Raw genomic sequence first — 23,811 nt, 5'->3', positions numbered from 1 at the left:
AGCTCGCCGGGGCATTGAGCGCCGTCCGTGTAGCGGCGAATGCGAAACGGCCAGGCCGGCTCAGGCTTTGAAGCCGGCTGTGGTTTGGTGACGGCGAAGTCACGACGCCCTGCGCTGGCCAGTACGCGAGCCCTTCGCGGTTGCGACCCGTAAGCTTTTTGCTCGCCTGCCTTTGCTGTCGATCCGGTGACCGAGGACATCCCGCAAAGCTTTCGCGATGTCTTCCGCCGCCACCGAGGTAATGCCTTCGTTCTGGTGTTCCGTGGCAACATGCTCGCGGTTGAATTCATGGCGAGGTCCCGTCCTGCGCCACCGATCTGGCCTTCAGATCGCCCGCGCCTGCCTGCGAACCTCATTTGCAATCGGCCTCAGGGATTCCGGAGCAGCCTGACCGACCAGGCTGTAGCCCACGCCAGCGTCAGCCCAGGCGAAGCCACCGACATTGCCCTGCGACCGGGGCGTCATGGGCGCATCATGGTCCGCACTGCTCATCGGCCGGGTCAGCATGACAATCCGGCTGCCGCGGTCATCGTCATACATGAACATTGCAGCGGGGCCGTGCGAGGTGGCGACAAGCCGTCCTCCCATCAATCGGTAGCCCGAAGTCGTCAAATCCGGCACCTTCACCGGCCGATGCAGCCGGTCGGAGACCCACTGTACGAGTTGGGCAGAGTCGGAGGCGCGAACCTCGACGGGTCGGACGCGGTCCGGCGCGTAGACGTTATATGAAGCGGTGGCCTCCTGCGCGAGCGCAACCAGTCCGCCCGGCGTCACCTCCAGCGCGCTGCGCGCGGCCCAGCCGCCGAGGCCGCCAATGCTCAAGAGCAGCATCGCCGCCATCGCCCAGCGGGCTACCGAGGGCCGTCGCGCGCGGTTCTCGATGATTCGCGATAGATTGAGCTCCGGCGGCAAAGGTTCTTCGGCGATCGGCGCGAGTGCCGTGCGCAACAGCTCCCGCTGGCCGGTGAACGCAGCGACGCGTTTGGCGACGTCCGGATGTTCGCGCAGATAGTCGGCGACTTCCGCCTGTCGCTCCGACTCAAGGACACGATCTACATAGGCGTGGAGATCATCTTCGGTGATCGGTCGAGGGCTCATTCTCCCCTCCGTAGTGACACGACGTTGGTGGACATATTGTCCGCAATCCCCTCGATCTCTTGCTGTAGTCTTTCACGTGCCCGGGAGAGCCGCGACATCACCGTACCCACAGGGATGTCAAGCACCTTTGCGGCGTCCGCATAAGAGAGGTCCTCGACCGCAACGAGCAGCAGCACGGCGCGCTGGTCTTCCGGCAGTCTCGCGAGCTTGTTCATGACATCCTGACACATCATTTTCCGTTCCTGCACGGCGGGCTCGCAGAAATCGTCCTCATTGGTCTCGTCGATCGGAATATGCCTGCCGCGCGTCGCCGTTTGACGAAACTGACTGATTGCCAGGTTGTGGACGATAGTGAAGAGCCAGGCGCGAACGTCGCCGTCGCGCCGCTGGTGCCAGCGGCTGACGGCACGCTCCAGGCAGTCCTGCACCAGGTCGTCGGCATTGGCACGATGGCGAACCAGGGCGCGGGCATAGCGGCGGAGCGCGGGTATCAGCGGTTCGACCTGGAGCAGCATGTCTTTCATTGCGCGCTCCGCCTGCGGCGTGCGTTACTCTAGCACTATTGGGTTTGCACTTGTACTGCCGCTCCGAACGTCGTCGCATCTCCGGGGGCGATGACCAGGTAGCGCCGCTCCGAAGTCGCGGGATCGTGGACGATTTGCCGGATCGGACCGGTCGCATTGACGATCGCCGATCCCGCCGGATTGGTCACAAAGGCCGCCAGCGGTTGCAGGGTGCCGCCCCCGTCCGCGCGATCGGCCAGTGCGAGCACGTACTTCTGCTTCGGCTCGAGCCCCGTGACGGACGCCTGCAACACCTGGATCAGGCCCTGATCAAACAGGGAAACGCTGGTTGGCGCCTGTCCGTCCTTTGCGTCTTTCACAGCCAGCGCCAGATGCAAGACCTGGCCGGCGACACCGAGAGGCTGCAGGTTCTGGCGATCGTCAGGATTCGGGGCAGCATTGGGCACATAGGCGATCGCCTGGGGCGCCTGTCCGATCGGAATGTTTGCGATCACGGTGTTGGTCGCAGTGTCGATCGCCGCGAGTTCATCGGCATTCTCCAGTCCGACATAGATACGTGACCCATCGCCGGACGGCCACACGCCGTGCGGAAGACTCCCAACCGGGATGGTTGCGACCTCCGAAAAATCGTCGATGCGGAATACCCTGACTTCGTTCAGGCCGCCGATTGTGACATAGGCAAATGTTCCCTTTGCCGTATGAGCGAAGTTCACGTGGTTCGTAATCGGGCCCGTGTCGATGGTCTTGATCAGGTTGAACGGCGGCTTCGCGTTGAACACCTGCGTCTTGCCGACATCCTTGAGCGTGAACCAGACCTGGGTCCCGTCCGGTGTTGCCGCGATGTTCGGACAGAATGGGCTCGCTTGCGTGACCTTTGCAATGATCTTGTGATCAGCAACGGAGACGACGTCTGTTTCCGGATTGAAGGACGAGCAGACATAGCCGTACTTGCCGTCGGGCGAGAATATCTGCATGCCGGGCCCGCTGGGCGTGGTGATGCGGGTCTTCTCCGTGAACGTCTTGCTGTCAATCACGGAGATATAGTTCTCGCCGCGCACCGTCACCCAGACCTCCCTGCCGTCGGGGGTGAAGAAAGCTTCATGCGGCGAGCGGCCAACATATGTCATATGCTTCACGGCATTCGTGGCAGTGTCGATGAAGGTCACGGAATTCGATCCGATCGAAACCACGGCCAGCGTCCGATGATCGGGCGAATAACCCATGCCATGGACGAGAACCTGTCCCTTGTAGAGAGGGCTAAAATTGGCCGGCTGCGGGTCCCCCAACCTGATAACCCCGAGGAGCTTGTTATCGACCGGGTCTGTCACCGAGACCGTATTGGAGAATTGTTCCGCGGCGTAAATGCGGTCGTGATGGCTGATCGGGACATCAGGCGCGGATAGCGCGCCGGGCGCCTGGCCTGCCCACGCATTGCCACAGGTCGCAAGCACGGTGCCTGCAAGAAGAAGGCTTTTGGCGAACGAGAACAGCTTGCTCATCTTCATCATCCCTTGGTTAAAGGCGAGGCAACTTTCGTGATGTCGGCCACAGCTTCGGCAAAGGCTTGAGGGGCCTCCTGCGGCAGATTGTGCCCGATGCCGCCCGTGACGGTCCGGTGCGAATATTTGCCGGAAAACATCTTTGCATAGGCCACGGGCTCGGGATGCGGCGCACCGTTCGCATCGCCTTCCATGGTGATGGTCGGCACGGTGATGACCGGTCGCTGGGCGAGCTTCTTTTCCAGATCGTCGTATTTCCGTTCACCCTCGGCGAGGCCGAGCCGCCAGCGGTAATTGTGGACCGCAACCGCGACATGATCGGGATTGTCGAATGCCTTCGCGCTGCGATCGAAGGTGGCGTCGTCAAACTCCCACTTCGGCGACGCGAGCTGCCAGATCAGCTTCGAGAAGTCGTGACGGTATTTGTCATAGCCGTCTCGGCCGCGCTCGGTCGCGAAATAGAATTGGTACCACCACTGCAGCTCGGCCTTTGGAGGCAGCGGTTTCTCTTCGGCTTCCGGGTTGCCGATCAGATAACCGCTCACCGAGACCATGGCCTTGCAGCGTTCCGGCCAGAGTGCCGCGACGATGTTGGCCGTCCGCGCGCCCCAGTCGAAACCGGCGAGCGTCGCCTGCTCGATCCTGAGCGCGTCCATCAGCGCGATAGTATCGACGGCGACTGCCGACGGCTGGCCGTTGCGGATCGTCGCATCGGAGAGGAAGCGCGTGGTGCCATAACCGCGCAAATACGGTACAACCACGCGATAACCCGCCGACGCCAGCACGGGGGCGACATCGGCAAAACTGTGAATGTCGTAGGGCCAGCCATGCAGTAGGATGACGGGCGCGCCGTCGGCGGGACCGGCTTCGGCGTAGCCGACATTGAGAAGCCCGGCGTCGACTTGCTTCAGCGACGCGAACGAGGTGTTCGTGCTCGGCTTGAAATTGCGCGTATCCGGGGTCTTCTTGCTGGCTGGTTGCGCGTTGGCGAAACCGTCGAGGGCGAACTGGGCTGCAGCAAATGTCATGGCCGCTGTGCCGAAAAAGCGACGCCGATCTTGATTGATCTTGTCTGACATTTTGATTTTCTCCTTTCGTTGCTTCTTCGCGAGGTGCTGACGAGTTCACCGGGCCGTGGCCGGTTTAGTTTGCAAATGCCGCGATCAGCTCACTAGGTGGTGGGTCTCGTCATCGTAATGGCATGTCGATCTGCATGCCGGAGTGGTGATGCTGGGCCGGAGTGGAAGCCGGTTCCTGTTGCGTCGGAGCAGGCGTGGAATTCGTTATGGATTCGCCAATCGCAAGCTTCATCGCCGCGATTTCCTGCATCTGGTCGACGATGATCTCCTGCGCGATGCGTCGCAGCTGTTCGTTCCTGCCGTAGCGCAGTTCGCTGATCGCCATGTCGATCGCACCTTGATGATGAGGGATCATCATCGCTGCGAAATCTCGGTCGATATCCCCGGTCGGCTTGATCGCCATATCGTTCATCATCTTGATCATTGCGGCCTCGTTCTCCTTCCAGAACGGAGCTTCGTCGGCGACCGTCGCTGGCTGCGCGGACGGGTGGACTTCGTGCGCCAGCACATGCGACGGAAGCGCAAACGCGATAAGAAGGCGAGCGCCAAGGACCGCAACGCCGAGACCATGCCTCGGAAGCGTGCCGCCGAGCGCCGTCATGACGCTGCGAAATGATGGCCGATACATTCTGAACTCCGTAGGTGTTGCATTCGGGGTGGGGCGTATCGCGACGCGTCTTATTCCGCCGGACCGCTACAAAGAATCTCGGCGGCGCCAACGATGGTCATCCCAGGATCAGGGATGACAAGGGATCATCGATATGAGTTTGAGGCTGCGTCCCATAGGCGTGCCGCGTAGACGTGCTGTCCATTCTGTGAACTTGCGCGTGCGATCGAACCTGCGGCTCGGCAAGGATATGTCTTGGGGTAGCCGCAAAAGCGGCAGGAGCGCCAAGCACGATGGCGCCGAGCACCAAAGTCGTGAAGACGAGAACAGTGCGACGTGATTTTTCAACGGTCATTTCAATTCTCCATTGTTAGATCGTTCGACGAATGATTGGGCGGACTTCGACGATGCCTGAGCGGGTTGCTTGAGGGTGGGACGTAGGAGCTGGCGTCCCTATTCCGTCGGACCGCGAAAAAATCTGGAGCAGTCGCTGGCAATCGTGAAAAATGCAGCCGTTACAAAGGCAAAGAACCGCCAGGGCGCCTGATCACATAAGCGTTAGCGAAGAGACTTCCGGCTCTTAGCCTTGGGCGTCAAGGGCATTCGGGGGCTTAGCCGTTCGTCAAAAACCGCTTTTCATCGTCGTCCGTTTCGAGTTCGCGGCCGGCCTGCTTGAACTTCTCAAGTTCGTTTTTTTGAGCCTTTGACATTCCCGCTATCCCTTTAGCGACCGGTTATTGGCTGGTGCTTGGTCCCAAGCGCTTGAAAGTGCTAAAATACCGCTGCGTTAATGGTCTTGGTCAGATCGCGATCGGTGGAGGCCATCGTGAAGATTGAGCGAGCACTGGCAATTGCAGGCCGGGCACGGGTCAGGCGGCGTGTTTCTTCCGATCTGGCTGCGCCATAACCGGAGCGATAGCGTCATCCCAGCGGCCGATCCCATTGCGCGATGGGCGCGGACGTTTTGTCAAAGGCTACGCTGGTGGACCGGGACGGCCGCCGCGTGACTGTCTCAGGGAAGCCTTTACGAGCGACTTACTTGCGGTCTGGAGACGCTGCACCTGCCAGGCCACGCAGGAGATGCGCTTCGTCCAGCTTCTGAAGCTGTGCGATTTCACGTCGGCGTGTGGCAGACGGCGTTCGAATGAGAGAGATGCTCGCGTTGTCACCCGGGTTTGGCCGCACTAGGTCGGGTTGGTCGCAAATGCAAGACACGCTGACCTATAAGCCTCAGCAACGTCAAATTTCGGCCATTGTGCCAGCACTTGGCCGAGTACATAGAATTGTCGCACACCTTAGCGCAAGGGGGGACAATGATCGAGGACAACAGCAATCGCCACACTGGAGCTATTGGCTCCAAGCTTTCAAAACACGTCCAATTGCACGTCATTCGCCTAACGCTTAATCAGCTTGACCAACAGCTATCAAGCATGCGGGAGAGCGATGGCGAGAGCGTTGTCGATGATATCATAGACAAGAGCCGCACCAGCACGTTCATTCGAACGGTGGTAGAGCGCGAGCTAAAGCGACGGGACCAAGGAGATCAATTGTTTGCTCGCGTTGAGGGGGTGGTTCAAGCGCTTCGTAGCGCAGACGAGGGCTTGTCGTCGCCTTCCAAAGGCTCTTCCAAGCGCGATGTCAGATCAAGCATGATGCCACGCTGTGGCTGACATCAGCCACGCTATCGCGAAAGGCGTTGCCCCTTAGGTAGTGGAGATTTCAATTGACGGCCGTGCCGACATGACGATGAAAGCCCATTACGTAACGGATGGAGATCGTCATGGGTCTCAAGAATCCCGAGCGGCAGGCGCGATGGCGCACCAATCGGAAGGAGGAAATCGAACGACTGCGCAACGTCGTCGCCGAACAGTCTAAGCAATTGGCCGAGGCGCGAAGAAAAATCGAGATTGCCGCCCTTCAGCAAGAGAACGCGACATTGAAGATTGCGCTTGCTGATGAGCGCAAACAGCATGCAGCAACCAAGGCCATGGCCGCCAAGCCCGCGCCGCCGCCGATTGATCCCGACGAGATGGCCCGCCTCGAGGAGAAGAATCGAAACCTGTGGCTCGCGCTGCAAGAGATGAAGAAATGGTATGAGGGGGAAAGTCGCCGGAAGGGCCTCATGACGTTCGCGACTTACGGCAAGCTCATGAAATGCTTGCATCCCGATAGCCAGCCAACCGACGCGGAGAGAAGCGAGGCATGCGCGCTGCTCGGTCAATGGAAACAGGACGGGGATAGAGCGCGACGCCGAGCCCACTAGCGGGCCGCGCCGCGCTGATCTTCCCCCGAAAAAATGGACAGGGTTAAGCTGCTTTTAGCTCCATCTCGATCGGGCTGATATAGCCGATGGCGGAGTGACGACGCTTTCGATTGTAGAAGCCCTCGATGTAAGCAAAGATATCACGTCTGGCTTCCTCACGTGTTTCATAATGCTGCTGATGGACGAGTTCTGTTTTGAGCGTATGGAAGAAACTCTCCATCGGTGCGTTATCGTAACAATCGGCCTTGCGGCTCATCGAGGCCCGAAAACCGGCGGACTGCATCATCTTGCGATAGTCCGCCGAAGCATATTGAACGCCACGATCTGAATGGTGGATCAAGCCGGCGCCAGGCCGCTGTGTCGCAATGGCCATCGCTAGGGCCGCCATCGGCAGTTCGGCGCGCAAATGATCCGCCATCGCCCAGCCGACGATTTTGCGGCTGTAGAGATCCATTAGCGTGGCCAGATAGAGCCAGCCCTGCTCGGTCTCGACGTAGGTGATGTCGGCGAGCCAGATCTGGTTCGGAGCAGTGGCGATGAAGTTGCGCTCGAGAAGATTCGCGGCGATCGGGAAATCGTGACGGCTGTCGGTGGTCCGCACCCGTCGTGGCTTCGCCATGATGGCCCTGATGCCATGGCGGCGCATCAATCGCTCGATGCGACCGCGGCTGGCCCCGCGGACAACTCGGCATGGACGCGCGGGCTGCCATAGCGGCCATTGGTGTCGCGGTGAACCCGCCTGATGTCGTCGACGAGCTCACGATTGGCTGCGGATCGCTGGCTCTCCGGGCGCGAGCGCCAGGCATAATAGCCGGCCGGCGAGACACCGAGCACACCGCACATGATCATCACCGGATAGTCGGCGCGGCGATCTTCGATAAAGCGGAATCTCATTTCGGAACTCCAGCAAAGATCGCAATGGACTTTTTTAAAATATCACGCTCCATGCGCAGCCGCTCGTTCTCCCGCTGCAAACGCGCGATCTCCGCCGCGTGGTCCGCCGACGGCAGCGTCGCCTGCGTTGTGGGGCGCCGCGTCGCCGCCGTCGGCTCCAGCCGGGCCCCTCGCTGCTCCACCCACCGCCGCAGCACGGAATCGCGCAGGCCAAGCTCCCTGGCAACAGATCCGATCGAGCGCCCGCTCGACACTACGAGATCAACCGCTTGCCGCTTGTAGTCATCCGTAAACGACCGACGTTGACGTCCTTCCATCCGACACCTCCTGGCTCTTCGAGCCTACTACAGGTGTCCATCAATTCGGAGGAGGTTCAGCGCCGACCATAACGATGGCCCCGACGATATTGCGCGTCGGGGCCCCTTCAAGATCATCCGGCCGGGTACATCCGCCGTGCCTTCCGATCCAGGTGGACCACACGCCGTCTGCGACGACGCGCATTCTCCGCTGGGTCCAACGGAAATTCTTATCGCGTGAGCAGCCCGAACCTACGCCTACGCCCGACGCGAACTTTCTTGGAGCGTTCGTAGATCAACTGACGAGCCATCACGCGCGCACGAATGCGTTCGACCTCAGTGCGGCCCTCCAATGGAGGCAACGCTGCGGCGATCTGTCTCGCGATCGAATTGGGGATGTCGGTTGGATCGCTCCCGAACCAGCCGTCAACCCTGGTCAGCGTCCTGCACGGCTCAGCACCGGGCGGACTAAATTTCATGAGGTCACCTCCAGATTGCGAGCGGTGCCCGCGCGCACATCACGCGGCAAATCCTTTGTAGGTCGGCTGAGCCTTCTTGATGAGATACGTGAAGTGTGGCTCCGCGGGCGGCTGGGCCGGCGCGGGGGCCTGTGCCAATGCCTGATCTTCGATACGCGGCAGCGTGGCCGGCGCACCGCATCTGCATGCGCACGCAACAACTTGGCGACCAATTCGAGCGCCGCAGGCACCTCCGCGCGACAGATCGGCATGAACTTGTCGAGCCCCAGCGCGTCATAGACGATCGGAACGGCCGCGCTCCGTCGTGCTGTTGAATTCTGCACCGACCTGCCGCTCTGCCGCTCTCCGACAATTTCCGGAGCACGATGGACGACAGCTGTCCCCCGTCCAGTTGGTCCGCGAGGTAACTATCGATTTACCGTGGGCGGCCTGCTAGCCCGGCCTGCGGATCAGGCGATGCTTCTGTCCTCCATGATCCGGCGTTTGACAGTTTCGCAGGTCTTGCGAACGTCCTCTGTGAATAGTGCACACTCCTCAATTCGCTTGAAAATCCTCTTGGCTTCCTCGCGATATGACGCCGCCGTATCACGCATGAAGGCAATCGTAGTATGCACCTCAGCGGTCATCGCCTCGCATTTCCTCGCCGCGCTGATCAACTCAACTCCCATAGCTTCGATCTCTTTGGCCGCGGCTTCATAGTCACGCACCACCGCCTCGGCAGTGAGTTGGCCTACACGCGAGACCCCTTCTCGATGCTCGACATAATCCGGCAATGGTTCAGATGGAACCGGTGGTGCAGCCCTGACGGGCATTGCTGGCAAAGCCGATGTGACATCTGCTTCAAGCTTGGCCAGATCTACTGCCTTGTTTCGCGGAAATTTCTCGATGATCGACATCCGTCCCTCCTACTGGACTCTCCCCTTCATCAAATGGAGCCAATGCGCGAGAAATTCTGGACAATACTCGGCAATGGCGAGCTCATTGAGACTTCTGATTCGTGGCGAAAGATTCGCGAAACTACGGCGACCTACTACCGTGAAGATGTCGCGCTATGGATGCTGCCGCATGACCGGAAGTTACAAGCAACCCGGACGGGGATGCCACCTATGTCAGCGTATTGAGGGCGATCGCCCAGGAGCGCCGTCGCTTCGGCTACCGACGCCTGCATGTTCTGCTCACTTGAACGCGGAGGAAGAGCCGGAGCTGCCCGACTACCCGAAGGACCCAGCATTCCGTGCCGTCGCGAGCGTTGCCGATGCCAAGGCCTTCCGATCGGGACGAGACTTCTCGGCCTGGGTTGGGCTCGTGCCGAAGCAGAACTCGAGCGGGGGCAAGGACAAGCTCGGCAGTATCATCAAAGGCGATCGCTATTTGCGCAGCCTGTTCACGGCCGGCGCGCTCGCCGTGATCCGCTATGCCAAGATCCACGGCACCCGGCATCGGCCCTGGCTCTGCTGACGCGCCGCCCCACCAAGGTCGCGGCCATCGCACTCGCTAACAAACTCGCCAGGATGGCCTGGGCGATGATGGCCAGGAACGAACGTTACAATGAACCCGCCGCTCTCGCGGCGTGACGAGACGAGATTACACCGGACATCCGGTGTGACGTAACGGTTGGGAGGGCGAACAGCACGTAATGCAGCGCCGGTCGATCCGGCGATCAGGACAACCCACTTGGGCCATGGCATCTTCGAATGCGTGGTTTTGACCGGGACCTGATCCGCGGAGGGCATTATGGCCAGCGGTCATGAGTACCGCGCTAACAGGCCGAACACATGGCTGCTCCGACTACCGCCGCATGCGCAAAGAAAACCCTTGCCAACCCGGAGCCGTCCACACATGGCCCATCGCGTCATTTCGCTGCGATGCAGAATTTGGTCGCTATCGGGGGTATAGCGGCCTTCAAGTAAGCCACTGCGATGTGGCGCTGCCGCTTAAGCCGCCGGTTAAGCAGTTGGTTACTAGTCACTGTCACCATCTGCATATTGGCCGCCTGTTCGCGGCAAGGCATTCTGAAAACGGTTTTAAACACGCCCGGTTGGCGGTCTCTTGCAGGGGAGGCCCAATGTTCAAGGGCTTCACGGTGGTAGTTGTGGCGCTGGTTAGTACAGTGCAGCTGGATCAATACCTAACCAACGGTCGGTACACCGACGCGGCCATGGCTATGCTGCGGCAAATCAGGCACGCGTTTGGGGTTTGAGATACCTCTCGGAGACAACTTTGAGGCGCGTGATGGAAGGCGGCATCTCATGGGCTGATCTCGACGCGGATGAGCAACGTGCCATTGCGATATTGGGAGCCGGACTTTCTATCGAGCTATGTGACCCCGTTGCGCTCCTGACCTTAAGGCGGCTCGGTCTGATCGTAGGCTCCCATTTGACGATCGCCGCACACGATTTGCGGAGAGACGTTGTTTTGGACGAACTCGGGGCGCGTGATTGCGTGATGTAACCTTATTGGCGCACTCCCAAACCTGCTTGGTCAGAAGGGCTTGAGGGTATGAATAAGGCTGGGGGTGGAGATGTCAGGAGCTATTGGGCTGATCGTGGATGGTTACGTTTCCCTCAAGGACCAGAAGGCTCTCGATGAGCTTCGGATACAACGCCGGAAACTTATCGCAGACCTCAATGCGTGTACCGGGATCGACTGCGCGAGTACTATCCAGCAGATCGAGGAAGACATCGTCGTAATCGAGGCTGGGCTGGCGCGGTTGGATAGCGCAACGACGAGCTAACCAACCAGCTGCTCGCGGTTCAACCTGCCGCCTTATCTTCCTTCTCCGCCCCACGCATCACGATCTTAAGCGCATCATCCGACAACGGCCGTTGCAGCGCCTTAGCCTCATCTCACGGCGCCCGCATCCAGACATCGCGCATCATTGAACCTCCTCCGAATTGATGGACACCTGTAGTAGGCTCGAAGAGCCAGGAGGTGTCGGATGGAAGGACGTCAACGTCGGTCGTTTACGGATGACTACAAGCGGCAAGCGGTTGATCTCGTAGTGTCGAGCGGGCGCTCGATCGGATCTGTTGCCAGGGAGCTCCAGAGCGGTCATGAGACCGATGCGCTCCATACCGCCTGACGGATCCTCATCATTGCGTTAATCCAATCTGCACCCTGGGTTTTGGACCCGCAACGGAACATATGGCGCTAAATCGTCGGGCGCGCTGGCAATTGCCCAAGTGCCAGAAGCGCTGCGGCCAGCGCCGCCGCGGCCTCTTCGGGCCGGGCTTTCTCATAGATTGCGAACTCAAGGTCAGGAAGGCGCGGCAGCCCCTCTTGCGGTCCCAGAATGCGCAAACCTGCGATGACCGCGCTCGCGGGAAGCGGCGTGATGGCGAGACCAGCGAGCGCCGCCGCGCGCACACCTGTCAGGCTGGGGCTGGTATAAATGATCTCCCACGTCAGTTCGCTGTCATTGAGCGCGGCGAGCGCTGCCTCACGCGATACCGACCGCTCGCGATAGAGCGCCAGCGGCAGCACCGCGCCCGGAACCAGATCAAACGCGTCGGCGGCGGCCCAGACCATGGGTTCGCGCCAGACCAGGCGCCCACGCGAGGTACCGAGCGGACGCTTAGCGAACACGACGTCGAGTCGTCCCTTGTTCAACTGCTCGATCAATTCCGCACTGACGCCGATCTGCACCTCGAGCTTCACGCTCGGGTGCAACATGGCGAAGCGTCCCAGCGCCGATGGCAGCGAGCCGCCGGCGACTTCCTCGACCACCCCAAGACGCACGGCTCCTGACAAACGCGGCGCTGACAGGCGATGGCGGGCCGCCTCCTCGAGTTGCAACAGACGACGGGCGTCACCGAGCAGCATCTCGCCGTCGTCGGTCAGCGCGACGCTGCGGGTCGTGCGCCGGAACAGCGGACGTTTGGTTTCAAGCTCCAATCGCTTGACCTGCTGGCTGATGGTCGACTGCGTCAGATTGAGCCGTTCGGCGGCGCGGTGGAAGCCGCCGTAATCCGCGACGGCAACAAAGGAACGCAAAAGCTCGAAATCCAGCATGTCAATTGATCCTATTTCATAATCAATCATATTACAAAATATCGTTTCTATAATCAATACTGGTCTCCTAACTTCTGCATCGAAGACAGCGTCGAGCGAAGGAGGTTCATCATGCACGCCACATCACGACAGGGAGCGGATCGCTCCGCCCGGCTGGCTCGGGCCGCCACGATCTGCTCTGAAAAGCTTTGCCCTGCCGAGCGCGCGACCGAGTTGGTCGAAGCGATCATCGAGCCGGGCGACCGCGTTGCCATCGAAGGCGACAATCAGAAGCAGGCCGATTTTCTTGCCGCCGCCCTGACGAGCGTGGATCCGGCGCGGATTCACGATCTGCACATGGTGCAGTCGGTGCTGGCGCTGCCCGACCATCTGGCCGTGTTCGAGCGCGGCATCGCCAACCGGCTCGATTTTGCCTTCGCAGGTCCGCAGAGCCGCAAGCTCGCCGAACTGGTCGGCATCGGCACGGTGAAGATCGGCGCAATCCATACCTATCTCGAGCTCTATGCCCGGATGCTGGTGGACCTGACGCCGCACGTGGCGCTGATCGTCGCCGACAAGGCCGATCGCAACGGCAATCTCTACACCGGTCCCAACACCGAAGACACGCCGACCATCGCCGAAGCCGCGGCCTTTCGCGGCGGCATTCTCGTGGCGCAAGTCAACGAGATCGTCGACCGGTTGCCGCGCGTCGACGTCCCCGGCGACTGGGTCGATTTCGTCATACCGAGCCCAAAGCCTTACGCGATCGAGCCTCTGTTCACGCGCGACCCCGCCAAGGTAAGGGACGAGAACGTGCTGATGGCGATGATGGCGATTGCTGCGGTCTACGAGCCATTTGAGGTCCGGCGGCTCAATCACGGCATCGGCTACGCCACCGCGGCGATCGAGCTGATCCTGCCGACATTTGCCGCCCGGCGTGGCCTGAAGGGCAAGATCGCGAGCCACTTCGTGCTCAACCCGCACCCGACCCTGATCCCGGCGATCGAAGCCGGCTTCGTCGACGGCGTCTATTGCTTCGGCTCCGAGCTCGGTATGGAGCGCTACGTCGCAAAGCACGCCGATGTATTCCCGATCGGCGCCGACGGCAGCCTGCGGTCGAACCGGGCGCTGGCGCAGGTCGCCGGACAATATGCCTGCGACATGTTTGTTGGCGCCACGCTGCAAATCGACACGCAAGGCAACAGCTCGACGGCCACGAAAGACCGGATCGCAGGCTTCGGCGGTGCGCCGAACATGGGCGCGGATGCACGCAGTCGTCGCCACGATAGCCCCACCTGGCTGCGCGCCGGTCAGGAAGCAGGCGATCCCTTACGCGGGCGCAAGCTTGTGGTGCAGATGGTGCAGACCCATCAGCCAAACGGCGCGCCCAGTTTTGTCGAGCGTCTGGACGCGTTCGATCTGGCTGCCTCCGCGGGCTTCGCATTGCCGCCGGTGATGATCTATGGCGACGTGAGCCATGTCATCACCGAGAAGGGCGTGGCGAACCTCTTGCGCTGCCGATCACCGCAAGATCGGGAGGCGGCATTGCGCGCGATCGCCGGCGACACCGAATTCGGCAAGCGCCAATTGCCTGTCACAACCGAGAGCCTGCGCCGCCGCGGCATCGTGATGTTTCCAGCAGACCTTGGCATCGATGTCGGCACGGCGACGCGCGATCTGCTCGCCGCCAAGACGATCGATGAACTCGTGGCCGCCTCTGGCGGACTCTACGCGCCACCGGCCAAATTCCGCCGCGCCGTCACCGCGCAAGCTTGAGGAGGAAGTAGTCATGTCCGCAGTCCGCCAAACTTCCAGCGATCCATCCAGCACGAAATTGCCGCCCCTCGATCGCGCGAAGCAGCTCGCAGCATCGCTGCTCTCCGAGCGCAGCCAGGCCTCAGGAGCGCTGGTCGCGCGGCAATTGCGCGAGCTGCTTGGCGCACTCGACGACAACGATCGCCGCTGCTTTCAGCGCTATCTCGCCACGGAGTTCCATCCTCACGGCCCCGCTTTGCGCGCGGCGGCGCAGCGCTACCTCGCCGAAGGCACCGCAGAAACCGCGGCCGCACTCGCGCGTGCCGCCGAGCCGCCGCGCCAGGAAGTGCTGCGGCGAATCAACATGGCACCCGGCGGGATCAGCGCGCTGATCGCGATGCGCAGCGAAGTTGCTTCATGCATGCGCACTGACCCCGAACTGAAGTTGCTCGACGCGGACCTCAAGCATTTGTTCGCCTCGTGGTTCAACCGCGGCTTCATCGAGTTGCGGCGCATCGACTGGCAGACGCCGGCCGCGGTGCTGGAAAAGCTGATCGCCTACGAAGCCGTGCACGAGATCAAGGGCTGGGACGACCTGCGCCGGCGCCTTGCACCCGATCGGCGCTGCTTCGGCTTCTTCCATCCCGCACTTCCAGGCGAGCCGCTGATTTTCGTCGAGGTTGCTCTGGTGGAAGGACTGGCCACGGCCGTGCAGCCGCTGTTGTTGCAGGACGCCGGTGAAGCCATCGTGCGGCAGCGCGCCGCGCGCGCCGACACCGCGATCTTCTATTCGATCTCCAATTGTCAGGACGGCCTGCGCGGCGTGGCGTTCGGCAATTTCCTGATCAAGCAGGTCGTCGAAGAGCTGCAGTCGGAGTTTCCGCAGCTGAAGCGTTTTTCCACCCTGTCGCCGGTACCGGGATTTCGGCAATGGCTCGATAATCGGCTTGCGAATGCGAGTGATCCCGATGCGGCGCTGTTGCCGCAACTGGAGAGCGATAGCTGGTGGAATGATCCGGCGCAGAGCGAGAAGCTGCGCGTGCCCTTGCTGCGGCTCTGCGCCAGCTATCTGACACGGAAGCCCTCGATACGCATCGACCCCGTGGCGCGCTTTCACCTCGGCAACGGCGCACGGCTCGAGCGCATCAACTGGCTCGGCAACACCGCGCAGCGCGCGATCCAGGAATCCTTCGGGATCATGGTCAACTATCTCTATGACCACGACAGCATCGAGACCAATCACGAGGCATTCGTACGCGACGGCACCATCGTCCGTTCGCCTGATGTCGATGCCCTACTGCACACCACCGACTGAGCCGCCATCAAGTTCGACCTTCCCGCCAACTCATGTGAACCCAGGAGAATGACCATGATGATCAACAGACGCGATTTTTCCACCGCCCTGCTTGCTGGTGCAGCCGCTTCGCTGGTTTCCACTCGCGGCACGGCCGCTCGTGCAGCGCCGCCAAAGGCCCGTAACGTCGTGCTGGTGCACGGCCTGTTCGCCGACGGCTCCAGCTGGTCGGAAGTCATTCCGCGCTTACGGGCGGTAGGGTTGAACGTCACCTCCGTGCAAAACCCGCTGACCACACTGCCTGAGGCGGTGGCTGCGGCCGAGCGCGTGCTTGCGCGGCAGGATGGCCCAACGGTTCTGGTCGGTCATTCCTTTTCCGGCATGATCGTCACCGAAGCTGGCGTTCATCCGAACGTCTCGGCGCTGGTCTATGTGGCGGCGCGCGCCCCGGACGCTGGCGAGGACTACACCGCGCTCGCCAAGACCTATCCGACTCCGCCGGCATCGGCCGGAATCGTGTTCGACGGCGACGAGGGACGCCTTTCCGAAGAGGCCTTCCTGCGGGATTTCGCGGGTGACCTGCCGAAGGCAAAAGCGAAGGCGCTCTATGCGGTGCAGGAGCCGTTCCAGAAAGCGCTCCTCGCCGGCAAGACCACGAACGCGGCCTGGCGATCGAAGCCGAGCTATTACGCCGTCTCGACCGAGGACCGCACCATCAATCCGGACCTCGAACGTTTCATGGCCAAGCGGATGGGAGCCAGGACCATCGAGGTGAAGGCGAGCCATCTTTCACTGATCACCCATCCTCACGAGATCTCCCGGTTGATCTTGGAAGCCGCCGGACAGCCCGCTTAACGGGCGAGCGTCCTCGTGCCCCGGCCGCTTTGCTGATCAGTTGCGGCGAAGTCCAGAACGGCCGGTCTCAAATTAGCGAATCGCAGCGAAGAAAGGCATATGTGCTATGGCCAGTCTATATTCCACGACAGTCACGGCGAGCGGAGGCCGTCACGGTTCGATCCGCAGCGAAGACGGTCTGCTCGACCTCAAACTCGCGCTGCCGCGGGCGCTTGGCGGAAGAGGCGATGCGACCAATCCCGAACAGCTCTTCGCGGGCGGTTATGCGGCCTGCTTTGAGAATGCGATCCTTCACGTCAGCAGGGATGCTGGCCACCGCTTTGCGGATGACGAGATCAACGTCGTCGCCAAGATCGACCTTGGTCGAAATGAAGCGGGTGCTGTTGTCCGCCGCGCTTGCCGTGACCATGGCTGGCATCGACCAACCGACCGCTGAACGGCGCGTCCAGGGTGCTCATGCGATCTGCCCTTACTCTAATGCGATACGGGGCAATGTCGATGTCACCATCTCCGTCTCGGTCCGATGAGCCCGATGGCGGCTAAGGCGTGCACGCACTCAGCGCTTCAACGCAATTGGTACGTTCTAAACCGCGAGCCAATCAGATAATAGAAGTCGCGATCGGGATCGCCCTCAACGTCTAGATAAACGGGATTTTGCGGAATGCTGAATGAGGGCGTTCCGACGACATGAACGCGGTTCTTGCGGATCGCGAGCGCCTTCAAGGCTGGTTCATACTTTGGTGCGCGCGAACGATGACGGACTGGACGCCTGCGTGGTCGGAAGGTGTAGGATAGCTGGGTTACCGTGAAGATCACTTTGTCGTTGAATTTCTTTCGTTCCTTCTCGCTGATGTTGGCCAATAGACTGAGTTCGTCTTTTTCACCAGCAATTTGGCGGCAGCGGTCCCGGAACTCACATGCTGGACAATGTTTGTTCAAGATCAGAGGCGGTGGTGTAGCATTCGCATGCCGTACGATGGTCTTCGTAATCAGCGGCCGAGCAACTTCGATCAGCTTCGGCAGAGATATTGTGGTTGATGCATGCTCAGCGCCATGGATGATCTTGCCGACGCGCGGCCTGATGCCTGTCAGGCGCGAGATTGCGAGAGCATCAAACGCGAGCAGCAGCTTGTCAGCGGCGGAGAGTTTTTGGTTCGGAACAAATCGAATAGGGCTATAGACTGTATCCGCCGTATCGCTGGTGGAATGGTTGAGCATCAATGCGTGAACCCGGGCTTGGATATCAGAAACTATGGTCACGCAGTTGAATACGACGCGATAGGGCTGCTGCTGCAACGCCTGCTGTGGAGGAGTTCCTACGTAGTACTCGCCTTCTCTTAAGCTCGCACGGAACCGATGCTGCTCCGCTCGAGTGAAGGTTTCGGTCCGACGGCGTTGCCAATCGGCAATGCCGGACGGAGCGCTTTGGGCGCCGTTGAGCAGGAGGTACGCTTTCGTCTCACATTGCAGAGCCGCCTCGAAAATCTCATTGGTGAGTGGCGTGTTCGCGGTCATGGATCACCCGTCTCTTCAGAGAATCGTCCGGGTCGTCACAAACGGAATCAGTCGACCCAGATGTGAGCAGGAGCGGCAAGCATTGTACGCGTGAGGCAGGGCTGTGACGAAAACTGTTGACTGAAACGCAAAAGTTACGCGGGTGTAAATCCGAAGTCTGTCCCTGCTCAATCGGGGGTCGCCTGAACGGAGTTACGCGGCCGTCTTGCTTGTTGGCGTTGCTGCGAACGGAGTCTTGCGGCACTTCCGATCGTGTGAAGGGTTTCGGATGCCGGCCGCATGAGGGACAGCGCCGCGTATTCGGGGGCCGGCGTCCGAAAGCCTCCAAGGGAGATGCTATGGGGCGGGCGGCGGCGGTGAGGACGGTGAGGATATGGCATTCATCGGCCCTGATGCGAACCGATGGAGTACCCCATGCAGAAGTTGAATGACCTGAGCCGATCCCTCACGCCCCTCAAACCAGACGGCACGCTGATCGCTGTGATCGAGATGAGCCTGTCGAGCTGGCTCGTTGCGGGGATTGTGCCTGGTGTCGAGCGCCAGCCGTCGAAGAAGCTTGAGGTCGACGAGAACGCCTTGCTGAAGCTGCTCAATCGCTGGCGAGAAGAAGCGCGGAGGGCAGGACACGGAATCGAACGCATCGCGGTCGCTTTCGAGGCCGGCCGTGACGGTTTCTGGTTGGCCCGCTGGCTCAGGGCGCGCGACATCGAGGCGCATGTCATTCACGCATCGAGCATAGCGGTATCGCGCGAGCACCGGCGCGCCAAGACCGATCGTCTCGACACCGAACTGCTCAAACGCAGCTTTCTCGGCTGGTTGCGGGGCGAGCGTGATCACTGCAAGATGGTCGCGATCCCGACAATCAAGGACGAAGATGCCAAGCGCCCCACCCGTGAGCGCGCGAGCCTCATCGGAGAGCAAAGTCGGATCGTCAACCGAATGAAAGCAGCGTTGATACGGCTCGGCATCCGCGGCTTCAATCCCAAGCTGAAGAAAGCCGCCGAACGCCTTGACGGCTTACGCACCCCCGAGGGCGAGCCGATCCCGCCCAACACCCTGGCTGAGCTGCGTCGCGACATGGCGCGCCGGCGGCTCGTCAGCGATCAGATACGGCAGATCGAGGACGGCCTGGCAACGGCGGAGCCTGTCGTAAGGTTGGTGCGACGGCCAACCTTGACAGCTTCTGCGCGCGCCAGCGCAAACGAAGTACGGGTCGGGACGAAGAAACGGATCTCAGATCGAACAAAGAAACTGACGAAGGAAAAGATGCGCCGACCTGTCGCCTGTTGAAACGCCGCCGCCTTGACAAAGCCCATACAAGGAAACCGCGGGTAAGGAACGCACGGCCGTGCGGCAGGCGCTATGGGGATTTAAGCGCCGCGGGCGAGCTGGCGGATGTGAATTGAGCCGATACAACGAGCTGTTCGACAGTTGGGCGGCTGACGAATGAACTGCTGACGGCATCGAGCTCTGCAAATTGCCGAACGAATTGCGGTGAAGGGCAGATATCAGAGTGCGCTCTGCCGTGGCCGGTCGAGAGATGGCGAGCACGATGAGTAGATTTGCGGGATTGTGACGCGGTCACGAGGTATCGATCCTGATGGCGTTCGTTGGGCCGGTCGGCCGATGCCGTGGTGTTGTCCCGCGGGCGAAGACCTCGATGATGATCATGCGACCGCCGCAGCATGGACAACTCGGCTTGCCGGGATCGATGGCGGCAGCGGTGGGCTGGCCTTCGGGTGTTGCGACAGCGAGCAGTTCACGCGCGTGGGCGATGTTGTCGGCGCAGACGCCCTTGGCGAACAGGCCGTAGTGGCGAATGCGGTGCAAGCCTTTCGGCAGCACGTGGATGAGGAAGCGGCGGATGACTCGTCTGTGGCGAGCGTCATCTGCTTGTATCGACCGCGGCCCTGGATGCGATAGTCCTTCCACTTGAAGGTGACGCCCTGTTCGTCGAAGGCGATCAGGCGGCTGTTGGCGATGGCAACGCGGTGGGTGTAACGCGACAGATAGGCCAGCACTGCCTCAGGTCCGCCGAATGGTCGCTTGGCGTAGACGACCCACTCGGTTTTGCGCAGCGGCGCGAGATAAGCTGCGAACGACTGCGCATCAGCCAGATGAGCGTGAGCGCCGAAGAAGCTCAAGCGGCCGGCTTGGTGGGCAGCTGTTAGCTTCTCCAAGAGCAGCCGTCGGAACAGGCGTGAGAGCACGCGCACGGCCAGGAAGAAGCCCGGCCGGCAGGACACCCAGCGCTGGCCGTCGGCAGAGATGCCGCCACCCGGCACGATCATGTGCACATGCGGATGGTGGGTCAGCGCCGAGCCCCAGGTGTGCAGCACGGAGGTGATGCCGATCCGTGCCCCCAGATGCTTTGGGGTCGGCGGCGATCGTCAGCATCGTCTCGGCCGAGACCTTGAACAAGAGATCATAGAGGACAGCCTTGTTCTGGTAGGCGATGTCGGCGATGGCCGCAGGCAGCGTGAACACCACGTGATAGTATGGCACCGGCAACAGCTCGGCCTCGCGGTTGGCAAGCCATTCCTTGGCAGCGGCGCCTTGGCACTTCGGGCAGTGCCGGTTGCGGCAGGTAATGGGCGTCGCCCATTACCTGTCTTATGGGCAAATCCATTAATGGGGAGCAGGCGACCAGCTCAGCAGCCAGTCTAGCGGCATTCGCGGGTTTCTGAGCTGATCAATCGCCCGATTGCTCTCCATTACAAAGAAGCCACCGAGACAGCTGCGTTGCGAGATTACCCGTTGGGGTACGCTTAATGTTCGGAAGGCTGTTTGTAGAGGGGATGTCCCGGGTTCTGTTGAATTTCTGAAGATGTCGGCGTTGCCCACCTTGAGCCGGTAGGCTCGGGGTGCTGATTCCACAAAGGAGAGCAACGCCATGACGAGAGATATCACACCGGCTGGTTCGCCGGCGACCGGGGCTGTGGACGAAGCGTTTGCAGAAGTGCGGGCGAGCTTCGATCGGTTCTGCCTTGCGGCAGGGATCGAGGCGCTCGGCACGATGATGGAGGCGGATGTCACGGCGGCCTGCGGGCCGCGCCACGGTCGCGATGCGGGGCGGCAGGCGCACCGTTGGGGCCGAACGCGGGGCCGGATCGGCTTCCACGGCGGCAAGATCGAGGTCGAGCGCCCGCGGGTCCGGGGCGTGGACGGCCGCGAGGTCACGATCCCGAGCTGGGAAACGGCGGCGCAGGAGGATTGGCTCGGTCGCTGGGCGATGAACCTGATGCTGATCAATGTGTCGACGCGCCGGTTCGGCCGCGCTGTCCGGCTGCCCGAGGGTGACGTGCCGGCACCGCCCGGATCGGGGGTTTCGAAGTCGGCGGCCTCGCGGAGGTTCGTCGCGCTGTCGGCGGCGCGGCTGGCCGACTTCATGGCTGCCGATCTGTCCGCGCTCGACCTTCTGGTGGTCCAAATCGATGGGCTGCATCTCGGCGACGATCTCGTGCTGGTCGCCGCGATCGGGGTTGACGGCGAAGGCAACAAGCATCCGCTGGCGCTGGTGGAAGGGGCGACCGAGAACGCCGCAACGGTTCAGGCCCTGCTGGACAACCTGGTCTCGCGCGGGCTCGACCCGACGATGCCAAGACTGTTCATCGTCGACGGCGCGAAGGCGTTGTCGAAGGCGATCCGCCGCACCTTCGGTTCGGCCGCTGCGATCCAGCGCTGCCAGATCCACAAGGCGCGCAACATCATGGAACGCCTGCCGAAAGAACATCATGCGGCCACCCGTCGGGTGCTGCGCCAGGCCTGGGAGCTCGATGATGCCGACAAGGCTGAAAAACTGATCCGCAATCTCGCGCGCCGACTCGACCAGCAATGGCCCGGCGTAGCGGCCAGCATCCTTGAAGGCCTCGATGAAATCCTGATTGTCGTCCGGCTGAAGCTGCCGAAGGAGCTTCGTCGATCGCTCGCCTGTACCAACATCGCCGAGAACATGATGGGCACCATTCGCCGCGTCGCTCGCAACGTCAAACGCTGGCGGGATGCTGGTATGGCCTTGCGCTGGGTCGCGGCCGGCATGATCGAGGCCAACAAGGGCTTCCGACGATTGAAGGCGTATAAGCAATTGTCGGTTCTGCGTGCGGCCCTTCAAGCTCACCACGATCGCATGACGATCAAGCCCGTTGCCCACGTCACGAGGGCCGCGTAACATTCATTCCGGCAACGTCGGCCCGGCGTAGTTCAACAGCGATCGGGACATCCCCGTTTGTAGATCGAACGCCGGAACAACGTAAATCTGCAGCTGAGATTGGTCCAAGTCGTCGCCACCTTTGTTGCCAATGCACTGGAGCAGAGACCGTTTGGTCTCCGGACAAGCTGAGCGCCTTGCTCAAGCGCAGTTCGTAATGGAGAGTGAAAGCCTCTAAAATCCACGTTCAACCCGGTGTGCTCATCCGTCTACTCCCCATTACGGAATTTGCCCATAAGGCAGGAGTTGTAGGCAATCGTCGTATAGGCGCAGTCCGCGCAGCGCGCGACATGGCCGCCGAGGGCTGCCGTGCGGCAGCGCTCGATCGCCGACATCACCTTCAACTGCTGGAGGCTGACATGGCCGGCATTGGCTTGACGCCATGCCGCTCCATGGTGGCGGAAGATATCCGCCACCTCCAATCTCGGACGCGCCACCTGGCTTAGGCCAGTGGCGTGTTCCTCGACTCGTTCTTCTTGGCCGTCAGCGGCGTGAGGCGATCGAGCGGGCTCATGACCTCGCGGATGGTATTGGTGGCGACGCGGGTGTAGAGCGCCGTCGTCTCGAGTTTGGCATGGCCCAGCAGGACCTGAATCACCCTGATATCGATGTTCTGCTCCAGCAGGTGGGTCGCGAAGCTGTGGCGCAAGGTGTGCGGCGTCACCCGCTTGTTAATCTCGGCCATGTCGGCCGCGGCGTGGCAGGCACGCGTGAGCTGGCGCGTCGTCATCGGGCTTGCCGGCTTCAATCCCGGAAACAGCCAGCCTTGCGGGCGGCCAATGCGATACCAATCGCGCAGAAGTGCGAGCAGCACCGGAGAAAGCATCGCGTGGCGATCCTTGCGGCCTTTGCCCTGCTCGACGCGCAGCATCATGCGTTCGGAATCGATGTCGGACACCTTCAGCGCGACGACCTCAGAGACGCGCAGTCCCGCACCGTAAGCGACGCTGAGCGCAGCCTTGTACTTGACGCTCGGCGCCGCTTCCAGAAAGCGCGCAACCTCCTCCGGGCTCAGCACCACCGGAACCTTGCGCGGCTCATGCATGAATGCCAGATGCTTGGCCAGTTCGGGCCGATCGAGCGTCACATTGAAAAAGAACCGCAGCGCCGAGACCGTGGCGTTGATCTTTGGCGCGTGGGCGCCGATCGACGCCAGATGCAACCGAAAGCCGCGCACGTCCTCCGGCTGGGCCTGGTCGGGAGAACGGCCGAGAAACGCCGCGAAGTCCTTGACCCTTTGTACGTAGTCATGTTGGGTCTTTGGAGCGAACTTGCGGATCGCCATATCTTCGATCATGCGCTGGCGCAACGGGCTGATGGCCTGCTTGGTCATTGGGGATGCTCCTGTCTTGAGTGAGGTTGTCGAACCCCTCGATCTCAAGACAGGACGCCCCGTTGCGCTATCGTCTTGCCTCCGTCGCCAGTCCCGGCGCCCTACCGCGCGAGCGGTTTAGTC

Annotated in this window: 21 protein-coding genes and 6 pseudogenes; 13 read left to right on the top strand and 14 right to left on the bottom strand. The window is 61.3% G+C overall.

The genetic code is table 11. The features are described from left to right. Positions 1–324: 324 nt before the first annotated feature. From QA640_RS47335 to QA640_RS47310, 6 genes are all read right to left on the bottom strand, one after another. On the bottom strand, positions 325–1,098 hold the full coding sequence (locus QA640_RS47335) for an anti-sigma factor (RefSeq protein WP_283043373.1): 774 nt from the start codon (positions 1,096–1,098) through the stop codon (positions 325–327). Beyond that, complete coding sequence (locus QA640_RS47330) at positions 1,095–1,622, bottom strand: sigma-70 family RNA polymerase sigma factor (RefSeq protein ID WP_283043372.1); 528 nt, start codon at positions 1,620–1,622, stop codon at positions 1,095–1,097. Before QA640_RS47330 ends, QA640_RS47335 begins: the two co-directional genes overlap by 4 nt. Positions 1,623–1,657: 35 nt before the next feature. Next, positions 1,658–3,127, bottom strand: a complete 1,470-nt coding sequence (locus tag QA640_RS47325) for a YncE family protein (RefSeq protein WP_283043371.1) — start codon at positions 3,125–3,127, stop codon at positions 1,658–1,660. Next, entirely contained in the window at positions 3,127–4,200 is a 1,074-nt protein-coding gene (locus QA640_RS47320; protein WP_283043370.1) for an alpha/beta hydrolase, read from the bottom strand. The genes QA640_RS47325 and QA640_RS47320 overlap by 1 nt, the downstream gene beginning before the upstream one ends. Positions 4,201–4,309: 109 nt before the next feature. Then, the gene (locus QA640_RS47315; protein ID WP_283043888.1) at positions 4,310–4,801 is read right to left on the bottom strand and encodes a DUF305 domain-containing protein; all 492 of its coding nucleotides are present in this window, start codon (positions 4,799–4,801) and stop codon (positions 4,310–4,312) included. Between the two features lie 124 nt (positions 4,802–4,925). Further along, the gene (locus QA640_RS47310; RefSeq protein ID WP_283043369.1) at positions 4,926–5,162 is read right to left on the bottom strand and encodes a hypothetical protein; all 237 of its coding nucleotides are present in this window, start codon (positions 5,160–5,162) and stop codon (positions 4,926–4,928) included. Between the two features lie 958 nt (positions 5,163–6,120). Here QA640_RS47310 and QA640_RS47305 point away from each other — a divergent pair. Beyond that, the gene (locus QA640_RS47305) at positions 6,121–6,477 is read left to right on the top strand and encodes a hypothetical protein (RefSeq protein ID WP_283043368.1); all 357 of its coding nucleotides are present in this window, start codon (positions 6,121–6,123) and stop codon (positions 6,475–6,477) included. A 110-nt stretch (positions 6,478–6,587) separates the two neighbouring features. After that, positions 6,588–7,070 carry a hypothetical protein gene (locus tag QA640_RS47300; protein WP_283043367.1) on the top strand — a complete coding sequence of 161 codons (483 nt, stop codon included), beginning with the start codon at positions 6,588–6,590 and terminating at the stop codon, positions 7,068–7,070. A 43-nt stretch (positions 7,071–7,113) separates the two neighbouring features. On the opposite strand, the pseudogene QA640_RS47295 reads toward QA640_RS47300, so the two are convergent. The 3 genes and pseudogenes from QA640_RS47295 to QA640_RS47285 form a co-directional block, all read right to left on the bottom strand. Beyond that, positions 7,114–8,281: pseudogene (locus QA640_RS47295) on the bottom strand (IS3 family transposase). Positions 8,282–8,490: 209 nt separating this feature from the next. Next, complete coding sequence (locus tag QA640_RS47290; RefSeq protein ID WP_283043365.1) at positions 8,491–8,739, bottom strand: hypothetical protein; 249 nt, start codon at positions 8,737–8,739, stop codon at positions 8,491–8,493. A gap of 449 nt (positions 8,740–9,188) precedes the next feature. Beyond that, positions 9,189–9,635 carry a hypothetical protein gene (locus QA640_RS47285; protein ID WP_283043364.1) on the bottom strand — a complete coding sequence of 149 codons (447 nt, stop codon included), beginning with the start codon at positions 9,633–9,635 and terminating at the stop codon, positions 9,189–9,191. Between the two features lie 157 nt (positions 9,636–9,792). Here QA640_RS47285 and QA640_RS47280 point away from each other — a divergent pair. The 5 genes and pseudogenes from QA640_RS47280 to QA640_RS47260 form a co-directional block, all read left to right on the top strand. Next, positions 9,793–9,913: pseudogene (locus QA640_RS47280) on the top strand (IS3 family transposase); the annotation flags it as partial. A 65-nt stretch (positions 9,914–9,978) separates the two neighbouring features. After that, a pseudogene (locus QA640_RS47275) lies at positions 9,979–10,158 on the top strand (transposase); the annotation flags it as partial. 813 nt (positions 10,159–10,971) lie between these two features. After that, positions 10,972–11,190, top strand: coding sequence for a hypothetical protein (locus QA640_RS47270; protein WP_283043362.1), 219 nt, complete (start codon positions 10,972–10,974; stop codon positions 11,188–11,190). A gap of 70 nt (positions 11,191–11,260) precedes the next feature. Next, positions 11,261–11,473: a hypothetical protein gene (locus tag QA640_RS47265; RefSeq protein WP_283043361.1), complete on the top strand. Its 213-nt coding sequence runs from the start codon at positions 11,261–11,263 to the stop codon at positions 11,471–11,473. A gap of 204 nt (positions 11,474–11,677) precedes the next feature. Continuing rightward, positions 11,678–11,821 carry a transposase gene (locus QA640_RS47260; protein ID WP_283043359.1) on the top strand — a complete coding sequence of 48 codons (144 nt, stop codon included), beginning with the start codon at positions 11,678–11,680 and terminating at the stop codon, positions 11,819–11,821. 68 nt (positions 11,822–11,889) lie between these two features. Here QA640_RS47260 and QA640_RS47255 read toward each other — a convergent pair whose 3' ends face one another. Further along, on the bottom strand, positions 11,890–12,750 hold the full coding sequence (locus QA640_RS47255) for a LysR substrate-binding domain-containing protein (protein ID WP_283043358.1): 861 nt from the start codon (positions 12,748–12,750) through the stop codon (positions 11,890–11,892). Positions 12,751–12,861: 111 nt separating this feature from the next. Between QA640_RS47255 and mdcA the strand changes: the two genes are divergently transcribed. The 4 genes and pseudogenes from mdcA (at position 12,862) to QA640_RS47235 (ending at position 17,160) form a co-directional block, all read left to right on the top strand. Next, a complete protein-coding gene (gene mdcA / locus QA640_RS47250) occupies positions 12,862–14,505 on the top strand; it encodes a malonate decarboxylase subunit alpha (RefSeq protein WP_283043357.1) in 1,644 nt (547 codons plus the stop codon). Between the two features lie 13 nt (positions 14,506–14,518). Next, a complete protein-coding gene (locus QA640_RS47245) occupies positions 14,519–15,799 on the top strand; it encodes a malonyl-CoA decarboxylase family protein (RefSeq protein WP_283043356.1) in 1,281 nt (426 codons plus the stop codon). A 54-nt stretch (positions 15,800–15,853) separates the two neighbouring features. Next, the gene (locus QA640_RS47240) at positions 15,854–16,633 is read left to right on the top strand and encodes an alpha/beta hydrolase (RefSeq protein ID WP_283043355.1); all 780 of its coding nucleotides are present in this window, start codon (positions 15,854–15,856) and stop codon (positions 16,631–16,633) included. A gap of 106 nt (positions 16,634–16,739) precedes the next feature. Beyond that, positions 16,740–17,160 (top strand): annotated as a pseudogene (locus tag QA640_RS47235) (Ohr family peroxiredoxin). A 37-nt stretch (positions 17,161–17,197) separates the two neighbouring features. On the opposite strand, the gene QA640_RS47230 reads toward QA640_RS47235, so the two are convergent. Continuing rightward, positions 17,198–18,148 carry a hypothetical protein gene (locus tag QA640_RS47230; protein WP_283043354.1) on the bottom strand — a complete coding sequence of 317 codons (951 nt, stop codon included), beginning with the start codon at positions 18,146–18,148 and terminating at the stop codon, positions 17,198–17,200. Between the two features lie 576 nt (positions 18,149–18,724). Between QA640_RS47230 and QA640_RS47225 the strand changes: the two genes are divergently transcribed. Continuing rightward, positions 18,725–19,438, top strand: a complete 714-nt coding sequence (locus tag QA640_RS47225) for a hypothetical protein (RefSeq protein WP_283043353.1) — start codon at positions 18,725–18,727, stop codon at positions 19,436–19,438. 291 nt (positions 19,439–19,729) lie between these two features. On the opposite strand, the pseudogene QA640_RS47220 reads toward QA640_RS47225, so the two are convergent. Next, positions 19,730–20,737, bottom strand: a pseudogene (locus QA640_RS47220) (IS91 family transposase); the annotation flags it as partial. Between the two features lie 304 nt (positions 20,738–21,041). Between QA640_RS47220 and QA640_RS47215 the strand changes: the two are divergent. Further along, positions 21,042–22,316, top strand: a complete 1,275-nt coding sequence (locus QA640_RS47215) for an IS256 family transposase (protein ID WP_283043352.1) — start codon at positions 21,042–21,044, stop codon at positions 22,314–22,316. Positions 22,317–22,633: 317 nt separating this feature from the next. Here the strand turns inward: QA640_RS47215 and QA640_RS47210 are convergent. Then, a pseudogene (locus QA640_RS47210) lies at positions 22,634–22,792 on the bottom strand (transposase zinc-binding domain-containing protein); the annotation flags it as partial. Positions 22,793–22,797: 5 nt separating this feature from the next. Next, on the bottom strand, positions 22,798–23,688 hold the full coding sequence (locus QA640_RS47205) for a tyrosine-type recombinase/integrase (protein WP_283043351.1): 891 nt from the start codon (positions 23,686–23,688) through the stop codon (positions 22,798–22,800). Between the last annotated feature and the right edge of the window lie 123 nt (positions 23,689–23,811).

It is taken from the genome of Bradyrhizobium sp. CB82, from assembly GCF_029714405.1.
In the GTDB taxonomy this organism is placed as follows: domain Bacteria; phylum Pseudomonadota; class Alphaproteobacteria; order Rhizobiales; family Xanthobacteraceae; genus Bradyrhizobium.
Note: the sequence above shows the minus strand (reverse complement) of the source record. Positions and strands in the feature narration are given on the sequence as shown.